This window comes from [Clostridium] innocuum (assembly GCA_012317185.1).
Lineage (GTDB): Bacteria > Bacillota_I > Bacilli_A > Erysipelotrichales > Erysipelotrichaceae > Clostridium_AQ > Clostridium_AQ innocuum.
In genome coordinates, this window is record CP048838.1 from 2718916 (window position 1) to 2731765 (window position 12850).

General features: G+C 43.6%; 10 protein-coding genes. 5 read left to right on the plus strand and 5 right to left on the minus strand.

Annotation, left to right across the window (positions count from 1 at the left end):
• Positions 1-449 precede the first annotated feature (449 nt).
• The 3 genes from G4D54_13225 to G4D54_13235 form a co-directional block, all read right to left on the minus strand.
• Positions 450-1271, minus strand: coding sequence for an SDR family oxidoreductase (locus G4D54_13225; protein QJA03331.1), 822 nt, complete (start codon positions 1269-1271; stop codon positions 450-452).
• Positions 1272-1441: 170 nt separating this feature from the next.
• On the minus strand, positions 1442-2203 hold the full coding sequence (locus tag G4D54_13230) for a nucleoside phosphorylase (GenBank protein ID QJA03332.1): 762 nt from the start codon (positions 2201-2203) through the stop codon (positions 1442-1444).
• A gap of 12 nt (positions 2204-2215) precedes the next feature.
• On the minus strand, positions 2216-3433 hold the full coding sequence (locus G4D54_13235) for an MFS transporter (GenBank protein QJA03333.1): 1218 nt from the start codon (positions 3431-3433) through the stop codon (positions 2216-2218).
• A gap of 240 nt (positions 3434-3673) precedes the next feature.
• On the opposite strand from G4D54_13235, the gene G4D54_13240 reads away from it, so the two are divergent.
• The 5 genes from G4D54_13240 to G4D54_13260 are packed head-to-tail and all read left to right on the plus strand — an operon-like array spanning position 3674 to position 8107.
• Entirely contained in the window at positions 3674-4864 is a 1191-nt protein-coding gene (locus tag G4D54_13240; protein QJA03334.1) for a PucR family transcriptional regulator, read from the plus strand.
• Entirely contained in the window at positions 4851-5603 is a 753-nt protein-coding gene (locus G4D54_13245) for an ABC transporter ATP-binding protein (protein QJA03335.1), read from the plus strand. The genes G4D54_13240 and G4D54_13245 overlap by 14 nt, the downstream gene beginning before the upstream one ends.
• The gene (locus G4D54_13250; protein QJA03336.1) at positions 5590-6357 is read left to right on the plus strand and encodes an ABC transporter permease; all 768 of its coding nucleotides are present in this window, start codon (positions 5590-5592) and stop codon (positions 6355-6357) included. The genes G4D54_13245 and G4D54_13250 overlap by 14 nt, the downstream gene beginning before the upstream one ends.
• On the plus strand, positions 6354-7361 hold the full coding sequence (locus tag G4D54_13255) for an ABC transporter substrate-binding protein (protein QJA03337.1): 1008 nt from the start codon (positions 6354-6356) through the stop codon (positions 7359-7361). The genes G4D54_13250 and G4D54_13255 overlap by 4 nt, the downstream gene beginning before the upstream one ends.
• Positions 7358-8107, plus strand: coding sequence for an ABC transporter permease (locus G4D54_13260; GenBank protein QJA03338.1), 750 nt, complete (start codon positions 7358-7360; stop codon positions 8105-8107). The genes G4D54_13255 and G4D54_13260 overlap by 4 nt, the downstream gene beginning before the upstream one ends.
• Positions 8108-8292: 185 nt before the next feature.
• Here the strand turns inward: G4D54_13260 and carB are convergent, their stop codons facing one another.
• Both carB and carA read right to left on the minus strand, forming a co-directional pair.
• Complete coding sequence (carB, locus tag G4D54_13265) at positions 8293-11511, minus strand: carbamoyl-phosphate synthase large subunit (GenBank protein QJA03339.1); 3219 nt, start codon at positions 11509-11511, stop codon at positions 8293-8295.
• A 2-nt stretch (positions 11512-11513) separates the two neighbouring features.
• Complete coding sequence (gene carA / locus G4D54_13270; GenBank protein ID QJA05203.1) at positions 11514-12590, minus strand: glutamine-hydrolyzing carbamoyl-phosphate synthase small subunit; 1077 nt, start codon at positions 12588-12590, stop codon at positions 11514-11516.
• Between the last annotated feature and the right edge of the window lie 260 nt (positions 12591-12850).

The window sequence follows — 12850 nt, forward strand, 5'->3', positions numbered from 1 at the left end:
CTTGCATACAAAATAAGCTTACAAAATAAGAAGGTCACGATTCACAGCAAATCCACGAAAAGAAGGATCAAACAGAAGTATAACAATCACACAGGATGGAAAGTCATTCCCCCGTCAGATTATTACATCTTTTCTTTTTTGAAAATTCGTTTATAAACTGTGAACAGTAACAAAAGCAGACCGCCTGTCCGCCGTATCGTGGAAACAGACAGTCTGATCGTGAAGTCAGATTTGGGCTGGTTGTAAAGTTATAAGGAAAACAAAGAACTGCAATCTCTTTGTTAGTTTAATCTAACTTCATATATAGAATACTCTTTTTTACAGCATCTGTCAATGAAAACATCCTGAACTCTTTATAAAAAAAGAAGCTGATGATGATAAGGTGCGCAACTTCAGAAAATAAAAACGAAAAGGCTTTGAATTCCTCTCCGTCTTTCTTCATATGTATGTTAATAAACAGTAAAACCGCCATCACTTGCGACAATGCTACCGGTGATGTGTCTTGCCTCATCACTGGCAAAATACAGGATCGTCGCTGCCTGCTCCTCACTTGTAGCATTGCGATGCTGCAGAGTTTCCGTCTTACCGGCAATCATGGAATTCTTCATAAATTCCTGCGGGTCTTTTCCCTGTGCCTTCAATTCCGCAATCTTGGCATAAATCTTCTGCTTTGCGGCTTCTGTCAGCGGTGTATCGGTTCCTGCCGGACAGATGGCATTGCAGGTAATGTTTTTCGCAGCGTAATCCATTGCCGTTGATTTTGTCAGTCCGACAACACCGTGCTTGCTGGCAACATAGGCAGGTCCTGCAGGAGTTGCCCGAATACCTGCCACGGATGCGGTATTCACAATACTTCCACCGGTTTCATTGGTAAGCATGTATTTCACTTCCTCACGAATGCAATAGAACATGGCATTCAGATTGGCATTGACAACGCTGAACCAGTCCTCATCTGTCAAATCTTCGATTTTCTTGGAATCTCCGACGATGCCGGCATTGTTAATAGCGATATCGATACGTCCATACACTTCCATCACTTTCGCATACAGGGCGATGATATCTTCTTTTATAGTCACATCACAGCGCACAAACAGTGCCTTGCCTCCCTGATCCGTAATGGTCTTTTCAATCGCCTTTCCGCGTTCCTCATTTCGTCCTGCGATGACAACGGTTGCCCCTTCTGCACCGGCACGGATACAAACTGCTTTTCCTATTCCGGAGGTTCCTCCGGTTACGACCATAATTTTATCCTTAAAACGTTCTGTATTCATAAAAAGCTCCTTTCTGTTTTCTTAGTATTATTATAGCGCTTACAAAGAAAAAATACTACACTTATACAATCTTTATGCAGAGTTGAAAACCGCAGCTGGAAATCCTCCATGCTACGGCTATTTCATTTTATCTATACGCTTTCGTTCCCTTTATTTCTTTATCTCCTTCCTTATGCTTCTTTTTCATACTGCGTTGATGGCTCTAGCATCGCATCCAGTACAAGCTGCGCCATTTCATAATGCAGCTTGCGATAATCCTCCTCACATTCCCATTTCTCGTTCTTGCGACTGACATGAACAGCGAGGCAGTTTGCAGCAGGAATCTGGTATAAGGATGCTAGTATATAAAGTACTGCTGTTTCCATTTCACAATTCATAATTCCCAGACTTGACCATTCTTCAATCATATTGGGAACAGGAAGTGCTTTTCCCTTTATTGAAATACCCCTTCCCTGCCCTATGTAATATGTTTCTGCCGTCAGTCCCAATCCGATATGGATTTTTTTACTGCCGGACAGATGTTTTGCAATCCGACTGACTAACAGCGAATCTGCAACAGCAGGATACGTATCCGGGACATAAGTCGTCATCAATCCTGTTGTTCGTGCCATTCCAGTATTTAAAATGATATCGCCTGGCTCAATATCGTCACGCCATGCGCCGCAGCCTCCGCAACGTACGATTTGTTTTGCTCCATTTTCCAGCAGCTCACTCACACAGATTTCCGTTGAGCCTACACCTATACCGGTAGAACATACGGATACCTTCTGATTTTTATAATAACCATTCATTAAAAGAAATTCACGATTATTAACAATAATACTACGCTTATCAAACGCTTCTGCAAGAAGTGAAACCCTACCAGGATCTCCAACAATTATGGTCGCTTCCCCCAAATCTCCGTGCTTTAATTCTTTCAAATGTATACTCATATTATCTACCTCCTATGCCTGTGTTTCTGCTGGCTTTGGCTTGTGTATCTGTAGCGTTGTCACTGTAATCAGAGATATACAGTATAACACGGTAAGAAATGCCATGGCTACTGTTAGAGAATAGTTATCTAAAAAGAAACCGATAGCGATTGAGGAAAAACCACCAATAGCACGACCGATATTGAAAATAATATTATTTGCAGTTGCACGGATATGTGTTGGATATAGATTACCAACAATTGCTCCATAGCCTGCATTCATACCGTTGGCAAAAAAACCTACAATTGCGCCCCCAACCAAGATCAACATTGCAGAATCTGCAAAGGAATATGCAAATACTGCAATCGCAGATGCAATCAGAAATGATGCATAGGCCGTTTTGGCACCAATCTTATCCATAATCTGACCGAAGACCAGCATTCCTAAAGACATACCGATAATGGTTGCTATCATCCAAATTGATGAACCGGAAATACTAAGTCCGGCTTTGTTTTGCAAAATTGAAGGAAGCCAGTTCATCAGCCCAAAGTATCCGGCAACCTGTACAATCGCCATAATGGTCAGACGAATCGTTGTAAAAGCCCTTCCTTCTGTAAAAAGATCACGTATTCCTGATTTTTTAGTAACCGATTCTTTTTTTACCGCCTTCCATGCTTCAGATTCCGGCAGCTTCCAAAGGATAAAAACAGCCAGGAAAATTGGAAGAGCACCAAATACAAATAAACCTCTCCAGCCGAATGTTGGAATAATCAATGCAGCTCCTATGGCAGCAATGATACTGCCAAGCTGTCCTGCAATTGTTACAAATGAAGTAATTCTTCCTCTTTTACCCTCAGCGAAAGAATCCGCAATGATGGACATAATCACACCATACTCTCCGCCTCCGCCGACACCTACCAAAAAGCGCAGCACATAAATGGCAGTTATGCTTGTAGAACAAGCTGTCAGCCCTGTCGCTATAGAGAAAATAGCGACTGTAATTGCAAAAATTTTTACTCTGCCATACTTGTCTGCCAATGTTCCAAAGATGATACCACCGGCCAGCATTCCCAGATTGGTGATGGTGGATATCGCTCCACCTGCAGTTGAGCTGATTGCAAAATCAGCAATAATAGAGGTCAGTACATAGGATAACAGCATCGTACTACAGCTCTGCATTCCCAGCCCGGCCATTGTGGTACCTAATGCCGTTTTCTGATAGGTACTCATATTCATACGTTCTTGACTCATAAAAAGTCTCCTTTCCTTACACCACCATTTTAGATAGAAAAGCGCATTCTAACAATTGTAGAAAGAGCCCAAAAATTACCAGTGATTTCGTGTATCTACACAATTTACACGTTTACTTCTTGTATGATATCATTCAGTAATAAATAAGGTGTATTGTAACCGCAATCATATTATTTATATACCGGTATGATCTGTATCCAAAAACATCACACGAAATTTGTGAATGGGAGGTGATACCGTATGATCTATTTAAGCACGATCATGAGCAGTGATATCTGGGATCTGAAAGCGCTGTATGAGGGGGCTAATGTACAGCGCTTGGTTGCTTCTGTAACCATTATGGAATCTCTACCCATACGGGAATGGGCGAAGGGTGGTGAACTGCTTCTGACAAGTTCCAGAACATTACCGGAAAATGAGCAGGATCTGCTGGAGTTACTCCATGATATGCAGCGCCTGTCAACCGCTGCTCTTGCGGTAAAATGCAGAGAAACTGACGAGCATATGGCGCGTGTAAAAAGACTTTCCATACTGGCGCAGGAATGGCAGATTCCCATTTTTCTCATTCCGCCTCAGCGAACCTACCTATCCTTAACGAATGCTATCAATCGTCTGCTTTCTCTGGCAGATGAACAGGATACCCTTAAGGAATACCTTATGCGTTATCTGCTATTAAGCACGGATCCTTTCAAGGATTTGATTGTCCGACGCTGTACGCAGTCATTGCAGCTTGCACTGTTTCAGAACGAACTGCAGCTGATTCAGTTTCAAATTGATAGAGAATCTACGAATGCTCAGCTTTCTGAGCAGAAGCGCTATTCGATTTTTCTGCATGTCTGTACGATATATGAGCGTATGAAGCAACAGCATCTGCTTCATGACTTTCTCTTCATGCATACGAACACGGCGATTTATACAGCCGTAATTCTGAAAGCTTCACAGTTTTCTTCAGCCTGTATACAAGAACTTAAGCAGTTGATTCCAGTATATCCAGATCTGCAGATTGGAATCAGCTCAGTTCAGAAAGCAGCTAATATTGCTGAGCTGATGAAAGAAGCTGAATTTTCTGTACACGTTGGTCTGACACTACAGAAACAGCAGATTATCCTTTATCCAAAGGTACAACTGCTGCGAATCATACAGGAGCTTCAGCAGCAGGATAAAACAAATTATTTTCAGCAGACCATTGCACCGCTAAAGGAGTATCCTTTTCTGTTGGATACTCTTATCAAATACTTCCGCAATAACGAGAACCAGAAGCAAACATGTAAAGAGTTGTTTATTCATGTTAATACACTGCAGTATCGGCTGAAGAAAATTGAAGCATTATGTGGTTTACACATGAATGACATGCAGGAGAAAATAAACCTTTATGTATCCTTATTATCACATATGATGGAAAATTGGAGGAATGACAATGACAATGATTGAATTGAAAAACATTTCAAAATGTTTTACGACAGCTAACGGAGAGCGGATACAAGCAATTAAAGATGTATCTCTTGCAATCCATGAACACGAATTCATCTCTATTATTGATCCCAGCGGCTGTGGCAAATCCACATTGCTGCGAATCGTAAGTGAATTACAGGAACGTGACGGTGGAGAAATCGTATTCCATGACAACACGTTAAAAGAAAATCTGGGTTTTGTATTTCAGGATTCAGTTTTATTCCCTTGGAAAAGTGTTTATGAAAATATCATAATGCCATTGGAAATCAAACATCAAAAAACACCGGAATCATTGATGCGTGTAGAGAAATTGCTGGAGTTGATGAAACTTAAGGAATTTCGAAATTCTCTGCCAAAGGAGCTGAGCGGAGGTATGAAGCAGAGAGCTTCCATCGCTCGTTCACTTAGCTACGACCCAAAGCTACTGTTAATGGATGAACCCTTTGGTGCGTTGGATGCCCTGACACGAGATTATTTGAATCTGGAGCTCAGACGTCTTTGGAAACAGACGAAAAAAACCATTCTATTTGTTACACATGACATAGAAGAGGCTGTTTTTCTATCCACACGCGTTGCCGTTTTAAGTAATCGGCCTTCCAAAATTCGCGACATCATCACTATTGATCTCCCACAGGAACGAAGCCTGAAGCTGCGAGAAGCTATAGAGTTTACGGATTATGTATCCAGATTGCGAGGTATGCTGAATGAGCAGGCATAAAAAAGAAGCGATATGGTATACGCTTCTCTCTCTATCTGTATTTATCTTTTTATGGTATGCTTATGTAACTTTTTTCCATATTCCCTCCTTCATCCTACCAACTCCCACTGCCGTTGCTAAGGAAATGGTTTTTCAGCTCACGCAAATGGATTTTTATAAAAATCTGCTATATACCCTGAGCGAGGTTCTGTTTGGCTTCGCACTCTCAGTTTTGTTTGGTATTATAGTCGGTTACTGTATTGGGAAGCATCCACATATCAAACAGCTGAGTATGCCTCTGCTTGTATTTTTTCAGGTATCACCGAAAATTGCCTTAATTCCTATTTTCATTATCTGGTTTGGACTTGGTTATGGCTCCAAATTATTCATCGTTTTCATCATGTCCTTTTTTCCTATCATAGAAGGTGTGCTGCTGGGTCTCGGTCATATCCCAAAAGAAATGTATGCATATATGCAGGTATTGAACGCAGATCGCAGACAGATATTTACTCAGCTAGAGTTTCCGTGCTGCATACCGTATCTTCTCTCTTCCTTCAAGATAAGCATCCTACAGGCTATTATTGGAGCAACTGTAGCGGAATGGATGGCAGGACAGTTGGGTATCGGATATTTGCAATCATTTGCCAGTTCCACCTTTGATAGTCCGCTGCTGATATCAGGTATTCTATTTACCATTTTGCTGGGAATTTTACTGTATGCAGCTGTAAACCTGCTGGAACAACGGTTACAGCGATATCAGGAGGTAAAGCAATGAAAAAATTCTGTTTCATTTTGTTATCTTTATGTTTGTTATCCGGATGTACTGGTTCTTCGTTTCACCCATATAAAAATACAGATGGACTATTTGAAGTTGATATTCAGATTGATGGAGCTGCAACACCTTATTATGCGCCGCTATATCTCGCACAGGAAAAGGGCTATTTCAAGGAGGAAGGACTGCAGGTCAATTTCTATTATGCATCTGCTGCAGAAATTGTTAAAAACGTGGGGGCAGGAAATGTACCCTTCGGTTTTCCTAATGCGGATACTGTATTGTTGGGTCGGGGAAACGGTGTTCCAGTCAACATCATTCATACTACCTATCAGAAGGGGCTGGGAGCAATCATTTACAAAAGCGAATCTGGCATTCATAAAATACAGGATCTGAAGGGCAAAACAATTGCCATTACAAGTTATGGCAGTCCCAATTATATTCAGCTGAAGGTTATTCTGCAGCAGAACGGCCTATCCATCCATGATGTGCAAATCAAAGTGATCGGAACAGGTGCAATTGTGAATGCTCTCGTTTCCAATCAGGTAGATGCAATTTGCTTTTCTAAGCTTCGCACCTATGAGCTTCAGTCTAGTGGAATCGACGTTAAACAGTTTCTCAGCAACGACTATATGCCCTCCTATGGAAATGTAGTAATCACCTCACAGACTTTCTTGAAAGAGCATCCGGAAATATGCAGAGGTTTTACGAATGCCTTGAATCGGGGTATGCAGGATATTATAGAAGGTCAGGTGCAGGAAGCTGTGAATATCGCAAAGGAAAAATTTACACCAAGCATTGCCGGAAGTGAACAGAAATACATAGATATTATTTCGCAGGAATTTGTAAAAAATCTTTGGGTTTCTGAAGATACCGCAGTGTATGGATATGGCTACAGTAATCTCCATGATTATCAGATTTACATTGACCTGCTGCAAAAAAACGGATTATTCAAGACATCCTTTCCTGCAGTTGAGCTCATAGTTCAACCGGGAGGTGCATCATGAAAAAAACAAGAATCTATGTGGAAATGTGCGTACTGCTTACATGCCTGCTGATACTGTGGCAGTTTATCACCATTATATTTCATATCCCCAGCTATTATCTTCCTTCTCCTGTTGATTTTTTCAAATATTTTATACAATTTATGCAAAGCGGCAACATGGGATTGCATATCACAACAACGCTGTATGAAATTTTTATCGGCACCTTCTGGGGTATTATCTTTGGTATGATTCTCGGTTATTTACTTGCGAAAAATAGACTTTTAGAGAATCTGTTTATGCCATTGCTTCTCATCATGCAGATTTCACCGAAAATTTCCATTGCTCCGCTATTCATTTTATGGTTTGGGCTTGGACTGACTTCCAAAATAGCATTGGTTATTCTGGTAGTATCCTTCCCTATCATGGTAGCGGAAAGCAGTTCATTGAAGAAAATCAATACCGGATATATGGACCTCATGAATATATTACAGGCAAATCGATGGCAGATTTTCATACGTATGGAGCTTCCCTGTGCCTTCCATGAGGTCATCAGCGGCAGCAAAATAGCAGTTACACAGGCAATTACAAGCGCTGTCATCGGAGAAATGATGGGAGCAAAAGCCGGTCTTGGCTATCTGCTGACAAACGGTGCAGAAATGTATGATTTAAATATGATTCTCTCTTCAATATTCTTGCTCTCTCTGCTGGGACTTCTTTTATATGAAGCATGTCAGATTGTGGAGCATAAAGTGCTGTATTGGAAATAACAATGCCTTTTTGACAATGCATATGCTTTTTTTCTTAAGGCTGTATATTCAAAAAAGGGAAATCCAAAACTATTGAAATTACTCAATCGTTTGGATTTCCTTTTTCATAAGAACTCGAAGATATAAAACATGCAAATGCTGAATATTTTTTGCCTTATGCTTTTATAACTCTGATAAAGACGTATTTAATACTCCAGCTCATTCATAGAGATGGTCGTAAAGTTTAAAGATTCCAGCACCTTTAGTATTGCATTCGCTGTATCAAAGGAAGTGAAGCAGCTGATATTGTTTTCTGCGGATACCCGGCGAATCAGGAAGCCATCATTGGTTACCTCCTTATCTTCACTGGACATGGTATTGATCACATAATTCACCTTACCCTTACGAATCACATCCAGGACATTCAAATCGCCCTCCTGGGAAATCTTATTGACGGTTTTCACAAACAATCCGTTTCCCTGTAAGAAAGCAGCCGTGCCGCAAGTCGCATAGATACCGTACCCGATGGCAGAGAAACGCTTTGCAATACGCAGGCCTTCCTCTTTGTCATCATCCGCAATCGTCATCAGCACATTACCATGATTCGGAATACGGATACCGCTAGCAAGCAGTGCCTTGTACAGCGCCTTCTCCAAGGTAACATCACCGCCCAGTGCTTCTCCGGTTGATTTCATTTCCGGGCCCAGCACGGTATCTACGCTGCGCAGCTTTGCAAAGGAAAACACGGGAGCCTTGACAAAAACGCGGTTTTCAAACGGACGAAGCCCTTCTGCATAGCCCTGCTCATGCAATGAGTCACCGAGGACGCAGCGCGTTGCGATATGACTCATCGCCACACCGGTTATTTTACTTAGAAACGGCACGGTACGGGAGCTTCGCGGATTGACCTCCAGAACATATACCATTTCCTCATTTCCATCCTTTGGTGCCTCCACGATAAACTGGATATTAAACAAGCCGATAAAATGGAATCCCTTTCCGATACGAATACTGTAATCGACGATGGTGTCCCGCACCTTATCCGATATGGTCTGCGGCGGATAGACACTAATGGAATCACCGGAATGAATACCTGCGCGTTCGATATGCTCCATGATTCCCGGAATATACACATGTTCACCATCGCAGATCGCATCAATTTCCAGCTCCTTACCGACAATGTATTTATCGACCAGAATCGGTGCATCGTGGCTGATTTCCTTAACTGCCGTAGCCATATAAATACGCAGATCATCATCATTGTGCACGATTTCCATTGCACGTCCGCCAAGGACATAGGATGGACGCACCAGCACCGGATACCCGATGCGGTTCGCAATGTTTACGGCTTCCTCTACCTCCACCGCTGTTTCTCCCTTCGGCTGCGGGATATCCAGCGTGTGCAGCATCGCTTCAAATGCATGACGGTCTTCGGCACGGTCAATGTCCTTAAGAGAGGTTCCCAGAATCTTCACACCGCGTTCCACCAGCTTATCTGCCAAATTGATTGCCGTCTGACCGCCAAACTGAACAATCACGCCCAGTGGCTGTTCCAGATCCACAACGTGCATAACATCCTCGATCGTCAGCGGTTCAAAATACAGCTTGTCGGAAATCGAGAAATCTGTCGATACCGTTTCCGGATTGTTGTTGATAACGATTGCCTCATAGCCGCACTCCCGCAGCGTCATGACACAGTGTACAGTCGCATAGTCGAATTCCACACCCTGTCCGATACGAATCGGTCCGGAGCCGAGAACAATGATTTTCTTACGGTCTGTACGGAAGGATTCCGTTTCCTGTTCATAGGTGGAATAGAAATACGGTGTCGCACTTTCAAATTCCGCTGCACAGGTATCCACCATTTTGTATACCGGTATGATGCCGTTTTTCTTCCGCAGCTCATAGACGGAGCGCTCCTTCATCCCCCACTTGCGGGCGATATAGGAATCCGCAAAGCCATTTTCCTTCAACGTACGGAGTACGGAAAGATCCTGTGGAAGTGCCATCATTTCTTCTTCCAGAGAAATGATATTCGCAAATTTATGCAGGAAGAACATATCGATTCTCGTAATTTCATGAATACTTGCCAGAGATTCCCTGCGGCGAATCAGCTCGGCGATGCCAAACATGCGCAGATCGTCCTTTACCGCAATCTTCTCCCACAGCTGCTCTGTGGTACAGGCATTGATTTCCTTATGATCGATGTGATCACATTTCATTTCCAGAGATCGTACTGCCTTCAGAAAGCTTTCTTCAAAATTGCGACCGATGGACATGACTTCACCGGTAGCCTTCATCTGTGTTCCCAGACGGCGGTCGGCACGCTCAAATTTATCAAACGGGAAGCGTGCCAGCTTTGTCACAATGTAATCCAGTGACGGTTCAAAGCAGGCATAACTCGTCCTGGTAATCGGATTGATGATCTCATCCAGCGTCATACCGACCGCAATCTTAGCTGCCAGCTTTGCAATCGGATAGCCGGTTGCCTTGGAGGCAAGCGCAGAAGAGCGGGATACTCTTGGATTCACCTCAATAATATAGTATTTGAAGCTGTTGGGATCCAATGCCAGCTGTACATTGCAGCCTCCGCATATATTCAAAGCACGAATGATTTTCAGACTGGCATTGCGCAGCATCTGATGCTCACGATCGGACAGCGTCTGTACAGGAGCCACAACCATAGAGTCACCGGTATGGATTCCCACCGGATCGATGTTTTCCATGTTGCAGACCACGATTGCATTATTGTTATTGTCCCGCATAACCTCGTATTCAATTTCCTTAAAGCCTGCGATACTTCGTTCAATCAGACACTGATGTACCGGGGACAGCTTTAATCCGTTATCTGCAATGATACGCAGCTCCTCTTCCGTATCCGCAAAGCCTCCGCCGGTTCCTCCCAGTGTATAGGCCGGGCGAACAACAACCGGATAGCCAATGGAATCCGCAAAGGCAATCGCCTCTTCCACGGTATGTACAATATCACTTTCCGGTACCGGTTCATGGATTTCATACATCAGGTTTCGAAACAGCTCGCGGTCCTCCGCCTTGTTAATGGCAGTTAAATCCGTTCCCAGTATCTCCACATCGTATTCCGCAAGGATACCGGATTCAGCCAGCTCAACAACCAGATTTAATCCGGTCTGTCCTCCCAGACTGCCCAGGACGGCATCCGGGCGTTCCTTATAAATGATACGGCTGGCGAATTCCAGCGTCAGCGGTTCAATATAAACACGATCCGCAATCGTTGTATCGGTCATGATGGTTGCCGGATTGGAATTGATCAGGACAACCTCATAGCCTTCCTCACGAAGGGACTGGCAGGCCTGACTTCCGGCATAATCAAATTCCGCAGCCTGTCCAATGACAATTGGTCCAGACCCGATCACAAGTATTTTCTTAATATCCGTACGCTTTGTCATAGTTATGCATTCTCCTTTTCCATCAGTTCCATGAATTGATCAAACAGATAATTGGCATCCTCCGGCCCCGGTGCAGCTTCCGGGTGATACTGTACACTGAATACCGGATAACGTGTATGGCTGACACCCTCCACACTTCGATCATTCAGCGCCTGATGCGTCATGATCAAATCCGTGTCCGCAAGACTTTCTGTTTCCACTGCATAGCCGTGATTCTGTGAGGTGATTTCCACTTTACCAGTCGTCAGATTCAAGACCGGATGATTGCAGCCGCGGTGACCGAATTTCAGCTTAACGGTATTAGCGCCGCATGCCAGAGAGATCAGCTGATGTCCCAGACAGATGCCAAAGATGGGGACATGCTTGATCAGCTCACGGATGACCTCGATAGCACCTGTCATATCCTTTGGATCCCCCGGACCGTTGCTCAGCATCACTCCATCCGGATGCAGGGCAAGAATCGCCTCTGCTGAGGTATTGTATGGTACAACGACAAGATCGCAGTTTCTGCGTGACAGCTCTCGGATGATGCCATGCTTTGCGCCAAAATCCATTAAAACAACCTTTTTTCCACGGGATGGGATGGGAAACGGCTTCTGTGTGGATACACGTGCAACCTGATCATGCAGGAAATCGGTTTCCTTCAACAGCTTTACCACTGCCTGTACATCCGCTCCCTCATCCGCCATGATGGCACGCATCGTACCGCTGCTGCGCAGCTTTTTTGTGATTGCGCGGGTATCCACATGACAAATTCCGGGTATCCCTTTTAGCTTTAAAAATTCATCCAGAGTCAGATTACAGCGAAAATTGCTTGGCTGCTCGCAATATTCCTTTACGACAAAGCCGAACACGGCAGGATCCAGACTCTCAAAGTCATCCCGGTTGACACCGTAGTTTCCAATCATTGGGTAGGTCATCATGACGATCTGTCCGCAATAGGATAAATCGGACAGCACCTCCTGGTAGCCGCTCATCCCGGTATTGAATACAAGCTCTCCCACCTGATAATGATGGGATCCGAAGCCGTGTCCTTCATACACACTGCCATCCTCCAGTATCAGTAAACGTTTTGACATCATATTCATCATATTTGCCTCCATTCTTTCGCTACGCACGAGCATAAATTCTTATAAATTTGATATATGTTCCATCATTTCGTACATTCCGTTTGAGCTTTTACACGGTTTTTCTATGACACAGCATGCAGCAGCACTTTGCTGTTTCGTGTCACAGGAGTGTTCATGTTTTGAACTCCCTGTAAGTCCTTACACTCTGTATTCCCACCAAAAGGGCATAGAATACGATTGTATTCTATGCCCCAATGCACTGTTCTTTC

Coding starts and splice junctions, on each gene's coding strand:
- G4D54_13260 (QJA03338.1), top strand. CDS start 7,358: ATGAAAAAAACAAGAATCTATGTGGAAATGTGCGTACTGCTTACATGC.
- G4D54_13245 (QJA03335.1), top strand. CDS start 4,851: ATGACAATGATTGAATTGAAAAACATTTCAAAATGTTTTACGACAGCT.
- G4D54_13250 (QJA03336.1), top strand. CDS start 5,590: ATGAGCAGGCATAAAAAAGAAGCGATATGGTATACGCTTCTCTCTCTA.
- G4D54_13230 (QJA03332.1), bottom strand. CDS start 2,203: ATGAGTATACATTTGAAAGAATTAAAGCACGGAGATTTGGGGGAAGCG.
- G4D54_13235 (QJA03333.1), bottom strand. CDS start 3,433: ATGAGTCAAGAACGTATGAATATGAGTACCTATCAGAAAACGGCATTA.
- G4D54_13240 (QJA03334.1), top strand. CDS start 3,674: ATGATCTATTTAAGCACGATCATGAGCAGTGATATCTGGGATCTGAAA.
- G4D54_13225 (QJA03331.1), bottom strand. CDS start 1,271: ATGAATACAGAACGTTTTAAGGATAAAATTATGGTCGTAACCGGAGGA.
- carB (QJA03339.1), bottom strand. CDS start 11,511: ATGACAAAGCGTACGGATATTAAGAAAATACTTGTGATCGGGTCTGGA.
- carA (QJA05203.1), bottom strand. CDS start 12,590: ATGTCAAAACGTTTACTGATACTGGAGGATGGCAGTGTGTATGAAGGA.
- G4D54_13255 (QJA03337.1), top strand. CDS start 6,354: ATGAAAAAATTCTGTTTCATTTTGTTATCTTTATGTTTGTTATCCGGA.